The 17,801-nt window shown below is 64.3% G+C and carries 15 protein-coding genes and 2 tRNA genes; 5 read left to right on the forward strand and 12 right to left on the reverse strand.

Annotation, left to right across the window (positions count from 1 at the left end; translation table 11 throughout):
• Positions 1 to 80 precede the first annotated feature (80 nt).
• Positions 81 to 2,414, forward strand: coding sequence for an AAA family ATPase (locus ACIQ09_RS17465; protein WP_398312822.1), 2,334 nt, complete (start codon positions 81 to 83; stop codon positions 2,412 to 2,414).
• 145 nt (positions 2,415 to 2,559) lie between these two features.
• On the opposite strand, the gene ACIQ09_RS17470 is transcribed toward ACIQ09_RS17465, so the two are convergent.
• On the reverse strand, positions 2,560 to 3,390 hold the full coding sequence (locus tag ACIQ09_RS17470) for an AraC family transcriptional regulator (RefSeq protein ID WP_398312826.1): 831 nt from the start codon (positions 3,388 to 3,390) through the stop codon (positions 2,560 to 2,562).
• Between the two features lie 95 nt (positions 3,391 to 3,485).
• Here ACIQ09_RS17470 and ACIQ09_RS17475 point away from each other — a divergent pair, with 95 nt between their 5' ends.
• The 3 genes from ACIQ09_RS17475 (at position 3,486) to ACIQ09_RS17485 (ending at position 7,267) form a co-directional block, all read left to right on the forward strand.
• Positions 3,486 to 4,649, forward strand: a complete 1,164-nt coding sequence (locus tag ACIQ09_RS17475) for an MFS transporter (RefSeq protein WP_398312829.1) — start codon at positions 3,486 to 3,488, stop codon at positions 4,647 to 4,649.
• Between the two features lie 89 nt (positions 4,650 to 4,738).
• Entirely contained in the window at positions 4,739 to 5,629 is an 891-nt protein-coding gene (locus tag ACIQ09_RS17480) for a helix-turn-helix domain-containing protein (RefSeq protein ID WP_398312832.1), read from the forward strand.
• Positions 5,630 to 5,704: 75 nt separating this feature from the next.
• A complete protein-coding gene (locus tag ACIQ09_RS17485; protein ID WP_398312835.1) occupies positions 5,705 to 7,267 on the forward strand; it encodes an amidase in 1,563 nt (520 codons plus the stop codon).
• Between the two features lie 270 nt (positions 7,268 to 7,537).
• On the opposite strand, the gene ACIQ09_RS17490 is transcribed toward ACIQ09_RS17485, so the two are convergent.
• From ACIQ09_RS17490 to folD, 8 genes are all read right to left on the reverse strand, one after another.
• Entirely contained in the window at positions 7,538 to 7,711 is a 174-nt protein-coding gene (locus tag ACIQ09_RS17490) for a hypothetical protein (RefSeq protein ID WP_398312838.1), read from the reverse strand.
• A 10-nt stretch (positions 7,712 to 7,721) separates the two neighbouring features.
• Positions 7,722 to 8,297: a Fic/DOC family N-terminal domain-containing protein gene (locus tag ACIQ09_RS17495; RefSeq protein ID WP_398312841.1), complete on the reverse strand. Its 576-nt coding sequence runs from the start codon at positions 8,295 to 8,297 to the stop codon at positions 7,722 to 7,724.
• A 154-nt stretch (positions 8,298 to 8,451) separates the two neighbouring features.
• Positions 8,452 to 8,536, reverse strand: a tRNA-Tyr gene (locus ACIQ09_RS17500).
• A 62-nt stretch (positions 8,537 to 8,598) separates the two neighbouring features.
• Positions 8,599 to 8,674, reverse strand: a tRNA-Ala gene (locus ACIQ09_RS17505).
• A gap of 80 nt (positions 8,675 to 8,754) precedes the next feature.
• Positions 8,755 to 9,726, reverse strand: coding sequence for an L-threonylcarbamoyladenylate synthase (locus ACIQ09_RS17510; protein WP_398312844.1), 972 nt, complete (start codon positions 9,724 to 9,726; stop codon positions 8,755 to 8,757).
• 11 nt (positions 9,727 to 9,737) lie between these two features.
• On the reverse strand, positions 9,738 to 10,892 hold the full coding sequence (locus ACIQ09_RS17515; protein ID WP_398312847.1) for a 5-(carboxyamino)imidazole ribonucleotide synthase: 1,155 nt from the start codon (positions 10,890 to 10,892) through the stop codon (positions 9,738 to 9,740).
• A gap of 29 nt (positions 10,893 to 10,921) precedes the next feature.
• Positions 10,922 to 11,419, reverse strand: a complete 498-nt coding sequence (gene purE, locus ACIQ09_RS17520) for a 5-(carboxyamino)imidazole ribonucleotide mutase (protein ID WP_398312850.1) — start codon at positions 11,417 to 11,419, stop codon at positions 10,922 to 10,924.
• A 3-nt stretch (positions 11,420 to 11,422) separates the two neighbouring features.
• The gene (gene folD, locus ACIQ09_RS17525; protein ID WP_398312853.1) at positions 11,423 to 12,292 is read right to left on the reverse strand and encodes a bifunctional methylenetetrahydrofolate dehydrogenase/methenyltetrahydrofolate cyclohydrolase FolD; all 870 of its coding nucleotides are present in this window, start codon (positions 12,290 to 12,292) and stop codon (positions 11,423 to 11,425) included.
• Positions 12,293 to 12,434: 142 nt separating this feature from the next.
• Here folD and ACIQ09_RS17530 point away from each other — a divergent pair, with 142 nt between their 5' ends.
• Positions 12,435 to 13,154 (forward strand): methyltransferase domain-containing protein, encoded by a 720-nt coding sequence (locus ACIQ09_RS17530; protein ID WP_398312856.1) that lies wholly within the window; start codon positions 12,435 to 12,437, stop codon positions 13,152 to 13,154.
• 11 nt (positions 13,155 to 13,165) lie between these two features.
• On the opposite strand, the gene ACIQ09_RS17535 is transcribed toward ACIQ09_RS17530, so the two are convergent.
• The 3 genes from ACIQ09_RS17535 to ACIQ09_RS17545 form a co-directional block, all read right to left on the reverse strand.
• Positions 13,166 to 14,500, reverse strand: coding sequence for an MBL fold metallo-hydrolase (locus ACIQ09_RS17535; RefSeq protein WP_398312859.1), 1,335 nt, complete (start codon positions 14,498 to 14,500; stop codon positions 13,166 to 13,168).
• 117 nt (positions 14,501 to 14,617) lie between these two features.
• Complete coding sequence (locus ACIQ09_RS17540; protein WP_398312862.1) at positions 14,618 to 15,253, reverse strand: response regulator transcription factor; 636 nt, start codon at positions 15,251 to 15,253, stop codon at positions 14,618 to 14,620.
• A partial coding sequence (locus tag ACIQ09_RS17545) for a PAS domain S-box protein (RefSeq protein WP_398312865.1) occupies positions 15,228 to 17,801 on the reverse strand: 2,574 nt, incomplete at its 5' end. The genes ACIQ09_RS17540 and ACIQ09_RS17545, both read right to left, overlap by 26 nt.

The following is a 17,801-nucleotide window of genomic DNA, read 5'->3' on the forward strand; positions in this document are numbered from 1 at the left end:
CGGCCTGAACGATACATATTCGACTATCCAGCAAGTCACAGACAAAAACGCCGACGATTTTATCAAGGAAATGATTCGCAATGAAATGGCAAATATCCAAGATTGAAGTCTCTAGCTTCAAAGCATTCAAGCATATTTTCTTGGATCTTGGCGAGTCGTCCTTGCTAACTCTGGACGGCCCTAACGGCTATGGCAAAACAAGCATATTTGACGCCATCGAACTGCTTCTCACCGGCCAGATCAATCGAATACAAAACCTATTCTCTACATTACTAACCAAGAACAAGAGAGACTACGCGGACAATCTCTTCTGGAACAGTCGCTCCGGCGAGAACGACCTCTGCATTAAAATTGAGTTCATTAATAATGATCGCAAACTTGTTTTAGCCAGACATTGCCCAGCCACAATATTCAAAAAGCCAGCAAACAATCGTGCGGACAAATACGAAAACTTCAGGCTTTACGAGCTACCAGAATTCGAATCATCTGACTTCACGAAAATCAATCAGCGCAACAACAACTTCCTTGACGAAGTTTTCGGAAAGAACTTCAGGGAAAACTTCCCCTTCCTTAACTATCTGGAGCAAGGACAAAACCGGCTGTTACACACACGGGTAGACGAACGTAAGGATAAACTAGGAAACCTCTTTAATATCAGCGATATCGAAGCCGAGATCGAAAGCTGCAACACCATATACAGCAAACTTACAAAGCACATCAACGATCCTGAGCGTAAGGAAAAAGTTGAGTCACTCACGGAAGAGATAGCCACCCTAAGAGACACATTGCAGGCAGAGGCTGGGATCGTTGGGTACAAAAAGCTCTCTACGACCGATGTCCAACCAGGATGGGACAAGGAGATCCTGTTCTCAACGTACTCAGCGGTAGACCATACTACCTACCAGGAATCCGTTCGCAAGATTACCGCCCTTCTGCCACTCAAAGCCACGATAAAAACCAGGGTTCACAACGAGACAATCGATGCCGACATTGATCGTAACGAGGAAGCTCTGAGAAGTCTGGCTCAGTTTGGCAAAGACCTTGGCAAGCTTGATGGGCTTGAAGCTATCAAGAAGGGGATTGATGAATTAGAGCGTTCAGCAAGCATCATCAAACGCGGTGCCACGGTGATCAAGCTCGAAGAAGCCCGATCACTACCAAGCTGGGCGGTTGGGCGTCTTGAGTGGTTTGAGTCACAAATTGAATCCCGAAACAGCCTACGAGAAAAAAGCAGCGCCAACGCGAACATCGTAGTCGAATTGGAGCGCCTAAAAAGGCAGCTACTTGAGGAACATAAGAAGTCCTATCCCGACGATCAGTTATGCCCTCTCTGCGGCGCTGACTGGGAAGATCACAAATCAATGGTGGATGCCATTGAATCAAGAACGAAGCGGCTCTCTGAATCACTAGGCCAGGATGGCAAGGACTTAGTTAGCCTTATCGCTGCTATGGACGCCGAGCTGAAGCTCATCGATACCCACATACAAGACAGCCTGAAACTTCTCACGCCTACATTTGAACCAAATCTACATGCAGCGCTGACCAGCATTAAGCTTCGGCTCCCGGCAACAACCCAGCTACTAGAGAAGCTGAAAAGCGAAAACATTCAATTTACTGACTCATTTACGGAAATTGATGACTTAGTAGATCAGCGACTTGGAAATCTCAAGGAGATTCTAAGAAATAAAAGACTGGTTGAAGCTGATGCCTTAGCGCTGCCGGAGGACTGGCGAGAAACCACAAACAGCGCCTTCAAAGACCTGCAGGACTTCTACATAGTCACGGCTGAAGACCTGAAGGACAAAGAGCAGTACATATCGATTAAAGCTAACGAGGCTCAAAACTCCAGGCTCCAAACCTGTATTTCCGACCTTAAGCTTATCGAAAGAGAAACCCTGGCGGCCCAAAAAACACAAGCTAAAATCGAAAAGCTCCGCAGCACACTGAAGAAGACAGAGCAGAGTTATACCGACCAGACAATTTCGGCTATTGAGTTCATATTCCACATCTACAGTGGCCGGCTGATCCAAAACTACCAGCGTGGCCTGGGCCTGTTTATTGAGAGCCGCGAAGGTACGCAGTTGAGGTTCCTGACTGCCGAGAAGTCTGAACACGACGCGGTCATGTCCATGAGTTCTGGTCAGGTGTCCGCCCTCAGCCTAGCCTTCTTCCTCTCGCTCAACAAGGTCTATGCTCGGGTACCTCTCATCCTGATTGATGACCCATCGCAATCCCTGGATGAAGTCAACGTTGCTTCCTTGACCGACCTACTCCGTTGCGAACTCAAGCATTGCCAGTTGGTTGTCTCCTCCCACGAGGACGATATCTCGGCCTATATGCGCTACCGGTTCGACAGAGCAGGTTTGACAACAAGTTCGCTCAACATGCAGCTCTTGGCGAAAGAAGCTTCGTAAAAGCAGCCCGTGGCCACCGAGGGAAGCACTGATTTACTCCCCATTTTCCCTCCACGCGGGCACGCGCGAGATAATCCGTACGCCATTCCCTAACGAGAGCCCCTGACCGATGCAATCTGAATCGCCCCGACCTTCGCGGAGACGCCTACTCGCACTCGCGGAAGCCCGAACCACCAATCACATCCATCGCAGCCCCCGCTTCTCCCTTGATGTACTGGATCGGTGAAATGCCGAAGGCGCGCCGGAAGGCGGCCGAAAAGGCGCTCGGGCTGTCATAGCCGTGGCTCAGCGCCACGTCCAGTACCGAACGCCCCGCGGCCAGCGCCGGCAGGCTGAGCAGCAGTCGGGCCTGACGGCACCAGGCTCCCATGTTCAAGCCGGTTTCCTTCAGAAACTGGCGGGCCAGGGTCTTCTCGGTCAGGTGGGCCTGCCGTGCCCAGTCTGCCAGGCTTGCGTCGGCGGCCGGATTATCCAGGAAGGCCCGACACAAGGACGCCAGACGGGGGGCCGTCGGCATCGGAAGATGCAGGCCCAGGGCAGGCGCCCTCTCGATCTCATCCGCAATGAGATTCATCAGCCTCTCCTCGCGCCCTCCTTCGGGGTAGTCCAGGGGCAGTTCATCCACCGCCGTGACGATGAGCTGGCGCAGCAGGGGCGTCACTCCGATCACGCGGCATGCAGCAAGCTCGGGCCCGCGCAGGAATCCCGGCTCGATGAAGACCGTGCGTGTCGCCACCGGTCCGGCAGTCGCTTCGATCTCGTGCTCCACGCCGGCGGGCACCCACACCGCACGCCCCTGCGGCACCACCCAGCTGCCGCCCGGTGCGCGCACGATCATCACGCCGTGGATGGCGTGCAGCAGCTGCCCGCGGCGGTGCACATGCGGTGCGATGCGAACGCCAGCGGCCAGGTCCGACGCAAGCACCGCCACAGGGCGCAGGGACGACTCGACTTTCAGCAGCGATTCCAGTTCCACATTGTCCATATCGCGACGACGACCGGTGTTTTCGGGGGAGAAGCCAGGAAGGGCGGGCGCCTAGCATAACGGCTCCCCAACCCGGAGAAACACCCATGAATCGAAAACGCCTCGGGCTGCTGACCGGAACCCATTCGGTCAATGATCTCTACCAGGGCCTGATACCCGCCCTGCTCCCTTTCATGGTGCTGGAACGCGGCTATAGCTATACCGCGGTGAGCGGCCTGATCCTGGCGGCCACCGGGCTGTCCAGCGTGGTTCAGCCGCTGTTTGGCCTTTACGCCGACAAGCACCCGCGCAATTGGCTGATCCCGGCCGGTTTCATGCTCGCCGCGCTGGGCGTCGCACTGGCCGGTGTGGCGGAGAGCTACCTCTGGACCTGGCTGGCCATTGCCATCAGCGGGCTGGGCATCGCGGCCTATCACCCCCCTGCGACAACCGCCGCCCGGCTGGCTGGCGGCGCCTCCCAGAAAGCCATGAGCCTGTTCTCGGTGGGTGGAATGCTGGGTGCGGCGGCCGCGCCGCTGGTAGCGACGGCGGTGATCGGCGGGTCATCCCTTTCGGCAACGCCATGGCTGGCGCTCCCCGCTGCGGTGATGGCCGTCGTCTGGTGGGGGGCCACCCGCCATGCCGACGCGGCGGAAGCCGCCCTCGCCCATGCCCGGCGCCGCGCCAGCTCCCTTGCCACGAACGACTGGCGAGCCTTCCTGCGCTTGAGCGCGGTCATTGTCGGCTGGTCCATCCCCTACGTGACGGTGCTCTCCATGGTCGCCCTGTATACCAGCCGCGATCTGCATGGCAGCAGCGCCCAGGGCGCTCTGGTCCTCACCTGCTTCACCGCCGCCAGTGCCATCGGGACTCTGGGCGGTGGCTTGCTGGCCGACCGGGTGGGGCGCATCGCCACGATCCGGCTTGGCTACACCCTGGCGCTGCCCGCTCTGGCAGGCCTGGTCCTCGCCAACGCCCCCCTCCCAGCCATGCTATGCGCCGCCCTGCTGGGTACTGCGATGTTCCTTCCTTTCGCCTCCCAGGTGACGCTGGCCCAGGACTACCTGCCGCGCAATCCGGCCACGGCGGCAGGCATCACCCTCGGGCTGGCCCTGTCCGTTGGCGGCATGCTCTCGCCCCTGCTCGGGATGCTGTCGGACAGCCATGGCCTCAGGACAACCCTGAGCCTCGTTCTTGGCGTCCTGACTCTTGCCACTGCCCTGGCCTTTCAGCTGGGCAACCGGCGTATCGAGGAAACGGCCCTGGCCTGATAAGACAATGCCCCCGATGATTGCAGTGCCCGCATCATGGCAGTGAGCGCAGGCACTGCAATCGCTCACGCCCCCCGACCATCGCCCCCATGTCATCATCCCAGGCGCCTAACCCTGAAACCCAACACGCCACCATGGACTTCCTGTTTGCGCCCTCCCCCGCCGTGGCCGGCTGCCTGCAGCACGGGATGGTCAAGGCCCTGCCGGGCGGTGGCTATGTGCTCCCCGCCGGCATGCATCCCCTCATTCTGGTCATTCCGCGCGGCGAAATCCGCGTCTGTCGCCCCGGGGGCACGCAGCCCATGGCCCGCATCAGCCTGTGTGGCGGGACGCACGAGAGCTTGCGGGCCTGGGCGGCGCCCGGCACCCGCATCCTGACCCTGGCGGTGAAGCCGGGGCAGTTGCGACGAATCATGGATTTTCCGGCGCTCACCATCATGGACAGCTTGGCCGACTTTGATGATTGTCTGACCGGCCAGGAACGGGGTGAGGCGGCCCGCTGCCAGGCGCGGCTGGCGGAGACCGACGATATCGCAGGCCAGGTGCAGGCCGTGATGGCGCTCCTGTCTGTACTCCACCAGGGCCGCGCCGGAGGTAAGGCAGACATCGTGCTGCCCCCCGACGGCTTCAGCCTGCCGCCCGAGGCGCTGGCGGCGCGCTTTGGCCTGAGCCTGCGCCAGTTTGAACGCCGCTTTCGGGCCAGCTATGGACAATCGCTGCGCAGCCTGCGCCAGCAGTTGCGCTGCAGCCAGCTGATGAGCTTTGTCGCCGGCCGGCCGCCAGGCACAGGCACCTGGGCCGACGTGGCCGCGCGCTTTGGATACTGCGATCAATCCCACCTCATCCATGATGTGCTGCGCTTTACCGGTTACACCCCGGGCCAGCTGGCCGCCGGGGTCGCCAGCGACGATCCGGCCTTCTGGCCCTACCGGGTTGCACCACACCACATGACGCGCCTGTTTGGCCCATCCGGATATTGAGCGCTGTCGTTTCACGACAATACGGGACACAACGCGCTCCCTAGACTGCCCGGGTGTTCATACCCGCGCATCATCATGACCAATCATCCCGCGCAGCCCTTTGCGGGCGGCGATACGCCGGCAGCACCCCGCCATAATGCAGCGCCAGACCTCGGGCAGCTCACCGCCACCCGGGCGGCCAGCGATCTGCGGCAGGGGCGCTATTCCGCCGAGGCGCTGGTGCTGGCGTGTCAGGCACGCATCGACCGCTTCAACCCCGAGCTCAACGCGCTGGTCACGCTGAACCGGGAGGGCGCCCTGCTTGCGACCAGGGAGGCGGACCGACGCCTTGCCCAGGGCAAGCCCTTGCCGCCACTGCTGGGGGTGCCGGTGTCGATCAAGGATGCCTTTGCCACCCGGGACATGCGAACCACCTCCAGCTTCCGGCCGCTGGCGGACTACCGGCCCGTGGCCGATGCCTCGGTGGTGGCCCGCTGGCGGCAGGCCGGCGCGATCCTGATGGGCAAGAGCAATCTGCCCGAACTGGCGGGCGCGCCCCATTGCTGGAGCCCGCTGTTCGGGCTCACGCGCAACCCATGGAATCCGGCCCTGACCCCGGGGGGCAGCTCGGGCGGCAGCGCCGTGGCCATCGCGGCCGGCTTCTCGCTGCTGGAGATCGGCAGCGACATTGGCGGCTCAATCCGCATCCCGGCGGCCTACTGCGGCGTTGCCGGGCTGAAGGCCACCGAAAACCGCATCCCCCGCACCGGGCACATTCCCCATCTGCCGCCAGAGTTCGGCGGAGCCGGGCGCACCGTCTGGCATATGCTGTCCTTCGGGGTTCTGGCCCGCTGCGTGGCCGATCTGGACCTGGGCTTTGGCCTCCTGGCCGGGCCGGACGGCGTGGACACGGCCGTCCCGCCCATCGCCCCCTCGGCCCACGCTGCAGCACCGGGCGAAACAGGCGCCCCCATGCGGATCGCCCTGTGGACGGATTTCGCCGGCACGCCGCTGTGCCCATGGACTCGCCGGGGCCTGGAACGGATGGCCGGCACGCTGGCCGCAGCCGGCCACACGGTCACCCGCTGCGCGCCGCCCGACTTCGATGTGCGGCTGGCCTGGGACGCCTTCGGGACGATAGGCGGGGCGGAAATCGGCCTTGGCATGCCGGGCTGGCAGCGCCGCATCCTCCAGGGCATACGCCCCTTCCTGCCCCGCGACCACACCCTCACCCGCGCCTTCGCCCGGGGCATGGACTTCAAGCTGCGGCGCTACAACGAAGCGCTCAACCAGCGCGAGGCGCTCATCCAATCCCTCGAGGCCTTCCTCGGCCACTGGGACGCCGTCCTCTGCCCCGTGGCCCCCACCGGCCCCTACCCGGGCGAGCCGATGCCCGCAAGCAGAAAGCCGCCCCGGCTGGCGGTGGGAGAAACCTCCCTGCCCTACCTGGAAGCCACCCTGGCCATGACCACCCCCTTCTCCCTGACCGGCAGCCCGGTGGTGGCCCTGCCTGCCGGGATCGAAGACGGCTTGCCCGTGGGAGTCCAGATCATTGGAAGGCGCTGGCAGGAGGATAGGCTGCTCAAGGTGGCGGGCCGTCTCGAGAAAGTTCTGGGCGGGTTCGCTCCGCCCCCGGCATTGTGCAGGCGTAACCTGTAGGAGCGGCTGGTAGGGGCGACTTGTAGGGGCGACTTCAGTCGCCCACCACGCGTCGATCACCGGCATGCCCTTGATCAAAGTCCGCGGGCGACTGAAGTCGCCCCTACAGGCCCTCCAGTTGCCTTCAGCGCCTCACATAAACCCCTTCAGCTTAAGCCATCGGGTGATGCGGCTAATTGCACCTGAACCCTCGTCAGCATTGGGTTTGCAGCCGTTTCAAAGAGAGCCATCGAGAAATCCAGGTTCATGCAGAACGCCACCCGCCCTCTCTCACCGGGAGAGCAGGTCCACATACCCCTGGTAGCTGTAGCGCCGGTTCTTCTTCTGGCCGGTCATCTCGATGACGATCCCGAGATCTTCCAGCACTTTCACCGCAGCCGTGGCGGTAGGGAAGCTGGTGTCCAGCTGCTGGCGGACGCGCTCGATGGTGAAGCGGGGCATCATCGGCAGCATTTCAAACAGGCGATAGCTCGCCGGGCCGGCCTTGGGGGATTGGAGCAGGTAGCGGCACGAATGCGGCGTTCCCCGGTCTTGTGCCGCCGATCCAGTTCTGCGAACGACGTAGCTCTCCCGGCTGTTTGCCCGCTCCCCGGGCCCCGTCAAGCAAGAGGCGATGGGCCTCGCACAGCAGCCGCACACTGATGGGCAAGCCTTTGGGGTCACGCAATTGCGCCTGAACCCAGCGGAAGGCGCGGAGGTAATTCGTCACCTCCTCCACATCGTCAGTGTTGCTGACCTTGAAACCCGCCTCTTCGTCGAACAGGTCGGTAAGCGTGGCCTGGGTGCCCTCGATCTGGGACGTGAGCAGGGCTTCCTTACGGATGGCGCTGTACAGCAGCCAGTCCACCGATGGCACCAGGCCGGAGACGCCCGACAGACGGGCCAGGGCGAGTTCTGCCTGACGGTTGAGATCGGCGAAAAGCGCGGGCTCCAGCGCGGAGCCCGCCGGAGGCAAGGGATGGGGCACAAAGGCCCGCACCGGCTCGCCCAGCGTCGTCGAGATCACATAGGTGCCAGAGCTATGGGTCATTTAAAGCGTGCTTTAATTTGATGTGCAGCACGTAAAGCAGGCTTTCATGTCGCAGCAGCGCTACAAAGCGGCCGTGTGCAGCCAGCCCGACCTCTCGGCAAGAGCACGCAGATGCACCTGACGATAAGATCAGCCGGTAACGACGGGGGAAAGGTGGTGGAGGGGGAAGGATTCGAACCTTCGAAGGCAGTGCCGTCAGATTTACAGTCTGATCCCTTTGACCGCTCGGGAACCCCTCCACGGGGTGCTGCAGGATTTGCAGATTGAAAAGGCCAGCAGGCAGCTGGCCCTGGGAAAACGGTGGTGGACCGAATGAGGATCGAACTCACGACCTCCGCATTGCGAACGCGGCGCTCTCCCAGCTGAGCTATCGGCCCACGTAAGGCGAGCATTATAGCCATGCTTGGCGGCCCTGCAAAGCCCGGATTGTGGCCATGACTCAAGGCCCGCCGCGGGATCAGGTTTCGTCGTCTTCGCCGGAGCCGACGGCGGCGCGGCCGAGGCGGTCGGCGACGGCGGACCACTCGGGGGTGGCGGGCGGGGCTTCGACCAGGATGCGGGTGCATGCCGACTCATCGAGGGCGCGCAGGCTGGCGTAGAGGTCGTGGCCGTAGGCGGCCGGGTCGGTGGGGGCGACGATCCAGTTCACGCCGTCGGGCAGGCCGGCGGGCGCGGGCTGACGGGCCAGAATGGCATCGCCGCTGCGGGCACGGGTGGGCAGCTCGGCGCTGGCTATCAGTTCGAGCGGGGTGCGCGGGGCGTAGTGGGCGGCCAGGGCACCGGAGACGCGGGGGGCGGCATCGGGCTGCTGTTCTTCACCGCGCAGGCGCGGGCGGCGGCCGATGACCCGGGCGATGTCATCCACGCCGATGGCGCCGGGGCGCAGGATCACCGGCACATCGCGGGACAGGTCGAGGATGGTGGATTCCAGGCCCACCTGGCAGGCACCGCCTTCGAGGATCAGGGGAACGCGCTCACCCAGCTCCTGCCGGACGTGCTCGGCGGTGGTGGGGCTGATGCGCCCGAAGCGGTTGGCCGAGGGTGCCGCCACGCCGCCACCGAAGGCGCGCAGCAGTTCCAGCGCCACGGGGTGATTGGGCACCCGCAGGCCTACGGTGTCCTGCCCGCCGGTGACGATGTCGGGCACGCCCTCCTCCTTCTTGAGGATGAGGGTGAGCGGGCCGGGCCAGAAGGCGCGGGCCAGGGCGATGGCTTCGCGGGGGATGTCGCGGGCCCAGTCGACGATCTGCTCGGCGTCGGCCAGATGGACGATGAGGGGGTGGTCCGACGGGCGCCCCTTGGCGGCAAAGATCTTGGCCACGGCGGCGGGATTGAGGGCATCGGCGCCGAGGCCATAGACGGTCTCGGTGGGCAGGGCGACCAGCTCGCCCTGGCGCAGGAGCGCAACCGCGCGCGGGATGTCGTTCATCCGCTCAGGCTTTATTCGTCACGGATGCCGATGGCGGCGCGGGCGGCCAGGGCCTTGGCGAGCACGTCGGCGGCGTCGCTTCCCACCACCGTAAAGTGGCCCATCTTGCGACCATGGCGGGCGTGGTGCTTGGCATACAGATGCAGGCGCAGGCCGGGCACGGCGTGCAGCACCGACCAGTCGGGCTCGCGGTAACGGCCGTGGGGGTCGCCGCCTTCAAACCACAGCTCGCCCAGCAGATTGACCATCACCGAGGCGCTATGCTGGCGCGGCTCGCCCAGGGGCAGGCCACACAGGGCGCGCACCTGCTGGTCGTACTGGCTGACGGCGCAGGCGTCGATGGTGTGGTGGCCGCTGTTGTGGGGGCGCGGCGCCATTTCGTTCACCACCAGCTGACCGCGGCTGGCGAAGAACTCGACGGCCAGGGTGCCGATGAAACCCAGGCGCTCGGCGATGCGTTCGGCGTATTCCTGGGCCGAATCCTGCTGGCAGGCGGAGGCCCGCGCCGGGGCGATGGAGACGTCGAGGATGCCGTGGGTGTGCTGGTTTTCCACGGTGGGGAAGCAGCGGGTATTGCCGTTCTCGTCGCGGGCCAGCACCACCGAGACTTCGTAGTCGAGGCTCAGCATCTGCTCCAGCACGCAGGGCTCGCCCTTGAACTGGTGGAAGGCGTGCAGGGCTTCGGCGGCGTTGGCGACGCGGGCCTGGCCCTTGCCGTCGTAGCCGAAGCGGGCCACCTTGAGGATGGCGGGGTAAAGGCTGGCGTCGGCGGCGGCGATGTCGGCATCCGAGTGGATGACGGCGAAGGGGCCGTGGGGAATGCCGTTGTCGCGCAGGAAGGACTTTTCGGCGATGCGGTTCTGGCACACCGCCACCGCCGAGGCGCCGGGGCGCACGGGGATGAACTTGGCCAGGTAGTCCAGCGTGGTGGCCGGCACGTTCTCGAACTCGGTGCTCACCGCGGCACAACCATCGGCCAGCGCATCGAGGGCTTCGAAGTCGTCGTAGCCGGCCTGCAGGTGGCGGTCGGCGATGAGGCCGGCCGGGCTGTGGGGGTCCGGATCAAGGACCCACACCTTGTAGCCCATCTCGTGGGCTGCGGCGACGAAGAAGCGGCCGAGCTGGCCGCCGCCAAGCATGCCAAGGGTGGCGGGCGGGAGAATCATCGCGTCAGTCCTGCAAAATCAGATCGGAATCAGACCGGGTCGAGGGTCATCGCCAGCACGCTGGCGGTCTGGTCGGCACGGAAGGCGTCGAGCTTTTGAGCCAGGGCGGCATCGGTGGAGGCCAGCAGGGCCACGGCAAACAGGCCCGCATTGGCGGCGCCGGCCTCGCCGATGGCGAAGGTGCCAACCGGGATGCCCTTGGGCATCTGAACGATGGAGAGCAGGGAATCCTTGCCCGACAGGGCCTTGGACTGCACCGGCACGCCCAGCACCGGCACGGTGGTCTTGGCGGCGATCATGCCCGGCAGGTGGGCGGCGCCGCCGGCCCCCGCGATGATGGCGCGCAGGCCGCGCTCGCGGGCCTGTTCGGCGTACTCGAACATCAGGTCGGGGGTGCGGTGGGCGGACACGACGCGGGCCTCGAAGGGCACGCCGAAGTCCTTCAGCACCTTGGCCGCGGCCTGCATGGTGGGCCAGTCGGAGTTGGACCCCATGACGATGCCGATGACGGGTTGTTGGTCGCTCATGGTTCAGGCCTTCCGGGCTGCGCGGCTTGCCGACTCGACGGTGTTGGCGAGCAGCATGGTGATGGTCATGGGGCCGACGCCGCCAGGCACCGGGGTGATGGCGCCGGCGACGTCCTTGGCGGAGTCGAAATCCACGTCGCCGCAGAGCTTGCCCGCATCGGGCCCGTCCTGGAGACGGTTGATGCCCACGTCGATGACGACGGCGCCGGGGCGCACCATGTCGCCGGTGACGAACTTGGGCTTGCCGATGGCGGCCACCAGGATGTCGGCACGGCGGGTGTGGAAGTTCAGGTCGCGGGTGCCCGAGTGGCACACGGTGACGGTGGCGCCGGCGGCGGTGAGGAGCATGGCCATCGGCTTGCCAACGATGTTGGAGCGCCCGATGACCACGGCTTCGGCGCCGCGCAGGGGCGTTTCGATGCTCTTGAGCATTTCCATCACGCCGTTGGGCGTGCACGGAATGAAGGCTTCCTGGCCCTGGGACAGGCGGCCGACGTTCTCGGCGTGGAAACCGTCCACGTCCTTCTCGACGGAAATGGCTTCGAGCACGGCCTTCTCGTCGAAGTGCTTCGGCAGGGGCAGTTGCACCAGGATGCCGTGCACCGACGGATCGGCGTTGAGTTCGGCGATCTTGCCGAGCACATCGGCCGGGGCCGTGTCCTGGGCGTATTCGAACTTGAGGGACTTGATGCCGGCCTTCTCGCAGCCCGCCACCTTGTTGCGCACGTAAACGGCAGAGGCCGGATCGCCCCCCACCAGGATCACGGCCAGACAGGGCTGGGTGCCCTTGGCGGTCAGTTCAGCCGCCTTCGCGGCGAGTTCCCCGCGCAGTTTCGCGGAAAGCGCGTTGCCATCGATGATGCGAGCCGTCATGTTGCCGTCCCTCGGGAAAAACCCGTGAGTATACCATCACCTACATCCACCGCTGATGGTCGGGGGGCCCGGGCGGGCGGCAAACTTGCAAGCCGGATCGGTGGCATGCGATTCTGAAACCGACATGAACAAGGGAAACGAAATGCCCGGTCCTGAAAAAGAGATTCTTGATGGCATTGCCACGCGCTCGGTTTACGCCCAGGGCGCCAATGCGGCAAGCACCCGCTACTGCTTTCGGGTTCTGCGGAGATTCCTGGCCGAGGGCGACGTGCTCGAACTGGGGCCGGCCGAAGGGCTGATGACCGAACTGCTCCAGTCCACCGGCAGGCGGATCACCTGCGTTGAAGGGGCGGAGGCTTTCTGCCAGTCACTGTCGGCCCGGTTTCCGGAGGTCGAGGTAGTCCAGGCCCTGTTCGAGGAATACCGGCCCGACAGGCAGTTCGGCACCATCGTGATGGGCCATGTACTCGAACACGTGGAAGATCCGGTCGCCATCCTGAAGCTGGCCAAGGGCTGGCTGGCACCCGGCGGCAAGCTCTTTGCGGCGGTGCCCAACGCCCGCTCCCTGCACCGTCAGGCCGGCGTGATCATGGGCGTGCTTGAGGCCGAGAACGCCCTCAACGACATGGACCGGCGTCACGGACATCGCCGGGTGTTCGACCCGGAGAGCTTCAGGCAGGCCTTTCTTGGCGCAGGCCTGAGCATAGACTTTTTTGGTGGCTACTTTCTCAAGCCGGTCTCGTCGGGGCAGATTGAGGCGAGCTGGAGCGAGGCCATGCTGGATGCCTTCATGGTCCTCGGCGAGCGCTACCCCGACATCGCCGGGGAGATCTACGTGCTCGCCTCCCGGCCGGCAAGCTAGGCCCGGCAGGCTCAGCCGAAGGCCAGCAGATCCCGCTCGAAGTTGGCCCTCGCCTCGGCCGTGGCCTGGAGGATGGACATCATCACTGAGGTCCGGGCGATGCTCTGCAGCTTGCCCGCATCCAGGCGCCCTTCCCTGAAATGGATGCCGATATTGTTGGCATAGGGGACGAAGAAGAAGATGAAGAAGCGGTGGGCACTGGGGTAGTTGAACTGGATCCGGCCGTTGATGGTGAGGGTGCCCCGGCCGAAATTGTTCTTCAGCAGGAAACACAGGGTCTCCGCCGTCACCGTGAAGTCGGCAGGTGTCTTGTCGTCGTCGGGCAGCAGATCGAGGCGGTCCTGAAACAAGTGGAGCCGGACGCTGCGGCCCAGGTCCGGCAGATGCGCGACGATGGCGAAATCCCGGTTGCGGTCGGTGATGACGGCGTCGATGGCGTTGTCGGACCAGATCCGGGCAAAGAAGTCATGGTAAGCGCGGCCAATGTCGTCCAGGCCGACCTCACGGTTGGTGTAGTCCCTGACCCGGATGTCTGCGGCCGCTGACTCCCAGAAAGCGATGGATTCGCGGTTCTCGGCAGTGAAATCGTGGTTCAGCATGTCCTGCATCCCGAAGACCTGATCGGGGCGGGGAATGACGATCAGGCCCGCGTAGTCCCGCAACGCGTTCATCACGTACGGAAGCCAGCTCCGGTTCCAGTAGAAGTTCTCTTCGTGGGCGTAATGGACGAAGGACGCGAAGAGGATGAGCTTCTTTGGCTGAAATGCCTCGATATAGGTCTTGAGGCGGGCGATGACCAGATCCTGCTGATGGACGGGCGTGGCCTCGTCACCGATGTTGCCGGCCCAGTTGGCGTAGGAGAACTGGGCCGCCAGCACATCGATCCTGGGATGGTGCTTGAGAATCCGCTCGATGTTGCCGCCCATCTCCAGCCGCGCGTCGTTGGCATTGAGGAAGACGCTGCCGTCCGGAAATTCGACCACCGCCGCCGAATCGTAGCCGTCGCTGATGTAGATCGTCTTGCGGATGTCGCCGACCTCACAGGGCACGCCGTCTTCCATCTCGGCGCAGGTGTGCCCTCTGGCGGTCAGGAAGGCCCGGACCTTGCCGTCGCTGGTCTTCTGGTACAGAAAGCGCCTGGGCTCGCCAAGCCGGCGCAGGGTCGGGATGGAAAAATGGTCGGGGTGTTCGTGGGAGAGCCAGATGTAGTCACAGGGGATCTCGTCGATCCGGTGTGAATGCTCGACCAGCAGACGCCAGCCGTCATTGAAGGCCGTCCCTTCGAACCAGGGGTCACACAGGACCCGCGTGCCGGGGCTTTCAAGAACAATGCAGCTGTGGTTCAAGAACCTGATCCGGCATGCATCCGCTGCCGGCTGTCCTGCTTCCTGGGTCATGTTTCCCTGCTCGTGCGTGCGCACCCTGATCAAAACCGGATTTTAATCCAGCCCGGCGCCAAGACCTCAGGTGCGCTGCACGCCCTCGATGGCCATCACGGTCTGGACGAGCTCGGCCAGGGACTGGGCGGCCATCTTTTCCATCACCCGGGCCCGGTGCACTTCAACAGTCTTGATGCTGATGCCCAGCACATCGGCGATCTGCTTGTTGAGCTTGCCGGCGATGATCAGGTCGAGCACCTCGCGTTCGCGCTGGGTGAGCTGATCGAGGCGCCGGGAGACTTCAGCGTCCTGACGGCGGCGGGCACGGTGCTCCTGCTCGGTGACCAGGCACTGGCTGACCAGACGCAGCAGTTCGGTGTCGTTGAAGGGCTTCTCGATGAAGTCCACCGCCCCCTTCTTGAGCGCCGCCACCGCCATGGGCACGTCACCGTGGCCGGTGATGAAGATGATGGGCAGGGTCGAGTACTGGGCGCGCAGGCGCTCGTGCAATTCCAGGCCGCTCATGCCGGGCATGCGCACATCGAGCAGCAGGCAGCCGTTGAATTCGGGCCGCCAGGCCTTGAGGAAGTCTTCGGCCGACGCAAAGGCGGCCACCTTGAAGCCCTGGGATTCGAGCAGCCAGGCGAGGGAATCGCGCAGGGCTTCATCGTCATCCACCAGGTAAATGATCTGTTCAGGCGTCGACACTTGCGGTTTCAAGGGCACTCTCCAGGGGCAGGGTGAAACGGAAGATACATCCTCCCGAAGGGTTGGCGTCCACCCACAGGCGCCCTTCGTGGAATTCGATGATGGAACGGCAAATGTTGAGGCCCATGCCCATGCCCTCGCTCTTGGTGGTGTAGAAGGGCGAGAAGAGCTTCTCGCGGGCTTCGCTGGACAGGCCCTGGCCCCGGTCGGCAATCGACACCTCCACCTGACGGGGCTCGACGCGGCGGGCGGAGACGATGACGACGCGTTCCTCGGCGGGCGTTTCGGCCATGGCCTCGATACCGTTCTTGACCAGGTTGAGGAGCACCTGCTCCACCATCACCGTGTCGGCAAACACCGGCGGCAGATCGGGCGGAAGCTGGCTGAGCACCTGGGCCCCGTGCCGGCGGGCATCAATCTCGACGAAGCCGATGGCGTCATCCACGATGGTTGCCAGGGGCACCGCGTGGCGGCGCGGCTCGCTCTTCTTCACAAACTCGCGCACCCGCCGGATGATCTTGCCGGCCCGCTCGGCCTGGGCGCTAGCCTTCTGCATGGCGGTGAGGATGTCTTCCTGGCGATAGTCGCCGGACTGCAGGCGATTGACGCAGCCCATGGAGTAGTTGGCAATGGCCGCCAGGGGCTGATTGAGCTCATGGGCCAGGGTGGAGGCCATCTCGCCCATGGTGATCAGGCGCGAGGTGCGCTGCAGGCGCTCCTGCTGGGCCCGGTTCTCCTCATCCACGCGCTTGCGGTCGGTGATGTCGGTGGCGATGGCCATGCGCACCACGCGCCCGTCCACCCAGCGGGTGGCGCGCTCGCGGATGTGATACCAGCGGCCGGACAGGGCGTTCTGCAGCTCACCGTCGTAGAGCTCGCGAGGCACCTGCTCGGGCGCCAGGCGGCGCGGATCCACGTCGTACCACAGGGTGTCGGGGGGCGTGGGCAAGCCGTAGATGCCCACCCGCTGCCCGACGGCGTCGTAGCCGTAGATGCTCTTGAAGGCCCGGTTGGCAAACAGGATCTCGTCACTGGCCGCATCGGCCACGTACACCGCGGCGTCCAGCCCGTCCAGCACGGCCACGAAACGCTCGTGGGCCTCCTCGAGCTCGGCGCGCACGCGCTTGGGCTCGGTGATGTCGGTGATCGAGGCCATCCAGCCGGTTTGCCGCCCTTCCCCGTCAATCAGCGGCGACAGGTAGAAACGGGCGTCCAGACGCTCGCCGCTCTTGCGCTGGATGCGCATCTCGAAGCCGGTGGCCGGCGCGTCCCCCTCCAGGGTGATCTCCAGGTTGCGCTGCAGGGCCGCATAATTGTCCCGCGGCCAGTACGGGAAAGGCGCCCGCGCGCCCACCAGCTCCTCCGGCGACCAGCCGGTCATGCGGCAGAAGGCCGGGTTCACATAGATGATCTTGCCGCTCAGGTCGATGGCGCGCAGGCCGGTGATGAGGGACTCCTCCATCGCCTTGCGGAAGGCGTACTCACCGCGCAGGGCCTCCTCGGCGGCCTTGCGCCCGGTGATGTCATGGGCCACCGCGTACATCAGGCGCTCGTCGGGCACCGAGTTCACGCTCCAGGCCAGCCACTTGTAGCTGCCGTCCAGGCAACGGCAACGGTTCTCGAAGGACCCCGGCGTGCCCGAGGCCAGGCTGCGCAGATGCTCGATGGTGTCGACCACGTCCTCAGCGTGGATGAAGTCGATCATCGGGCGCCCGGGCAGCTCGTCCGGGGGGTAGCCGAGAATGCGCTCGAAGGCCGGGTTGCAGCGCCGGAACACCCCGTCGAGGCTGAGGATGGCCAGCATGTCCAGGGACAGGTTGAAGAGCCGGTCGCGCTCCTTTTCCACCTTCACCCGCCGCTGCATGTGGGCACGCAGCAGCCACAGGCTCCACAGCACGAAGAAGCTCAGGCCAACGATGACCGCCATCGGGAAGGCCCGGGGCAGGTCGCTGTCGATGTGGTAAGCGGTAGCCTGCAGGGTCAGACCATTGCCCGGCGGCTCAAGGGGCACCGAGAAGGCCAGGCTCTCGTCCAGGGGGCGCATTGCCGAATTGGCCGCCAGCACCTCCCCCCGCCCGTCGGTAAAGGCCAGCCGATACTTCTCGCCAAACCAGCTGGGCACCAGGTAGGACACCATGCGCTCGATGGAGTACACCGCCACGATGGCACCCAGGGGGCTGCGCCCCTGCTGCACCGGCACATACACTTCCAGCACGGCCATGTTGCGGGCGTTCACATAGGGGTCGCCATACACCGGCCGCCCCAGCTCCCGCGCCTTCCCCAGCACCACAGCCTGGATGCCCGACAGGGCGTCGCCCACCAGCCAGTCGGTGGTATCGAAGGGGGCCGTCCACTTGACCCGCTGCTCGGCGGAGATCCACACCACGTTGACCAGCTCGGCGTTGTTGGCGATGTGCTGGTTGGCCCGCACCTGGAAGCCGTCTGCATCCAGCGTGTCGGCGGCCAGCTCCCGGGCCAGCTGGCTCAGAAACTCCTCGGTGCCCTGCATGTGCAGGCGCATGGTCTGTTCGGCCCACTGCACGTCACGGGCCAGGGCATT

Source organism: Zoogloea sp. (assembly GCF_044344315.1).
Taxonomy (GTDB): domain Bacteria; phylum Pseudomonadota; class Gammaproteobacteria; order Burkholderiales; family Rhodocyclaceae; genus Zoogloea.

Bases quoted from the DNA above. Each gene is read 5' to 3' on its own strand.
- ACIQ09_RS17465 (WP_398312822.1), top strand. From the start codon at position 81: ATGAAATGGCAAATATCCAAGATTGAAGTCTCTAGCTTCAAAGCATTC.
- ACIQ09_RS17475 (WP_398312829.1), top strand. From the start codon at position 3,486: ATGAATCGAAAACGCCTCGGGCTGCTGACCGGAACCCATTCGGTCAAT.
- ACIQ09_RS17480 (WP_398312832.1), top strand. From the start codon at position 4,739: ATGTCATCATCCCAGGCGCCTAACCCTGAAACCCAACACGCCACCATG.
- ACIQ09_RS17485 (WP_398312835.1), top strand. From the start codon at position 5,705: ATGACCAATCATCCCGCGCAGCCCTTTGCGGGCGGCGATACGCCGGCA.
- ACIQ09_RS17490 (WP_398312838.1), bottom strand. From the start codon at position 7,711: ATGATGCCCCGCTTCACCATCGAGCGCGTCCGCCAGCAGCTGGACACC.
- ACIQ09_RS17495 (WP_398312841.1), bottom strand. From the start codon at position 8,297: ATGACCCATAGCTCTGGCACCTATGTGATCTCGACGACGCTGGGCGAG.
- ACIQ09_RS17510 (WP_398312844.1), bottom strand. From the start codon at position 9,726: ATGAACGACATCCCGCGCGCGGTTGCGCTCCTGCGCCAGGGCGAGCTG.
- ACIQ09_RS17515 (WP_398312847.1), bottom strand. From the start codon at position 10,892: ATGATTCTCCCGCCCGCCACCCTTGGCATGCTTGGCGGCGGCCAGCTC.
- purE (WP_398312850.1), bottom strand. From the start codon at position 11,419: ATGAGCGACCAACAACCCGTCATCGGCATCGTCATGGGGTCCAACTCC.
- folD (WP_398312853.1), bottom strand. From the start codon at position 12,292: ATGACGGCTCGCATCATCGATGGCAACGCGCTTTCCGCGAAACTGCGC.
- ACIQ09_RS17530 (WP_398312856.1), top strand. From the start codon at position 12,435: ATGCCCGGTCCTGAAAAAGAGATTCTTGATGGCATTGCCACGCGCTCG.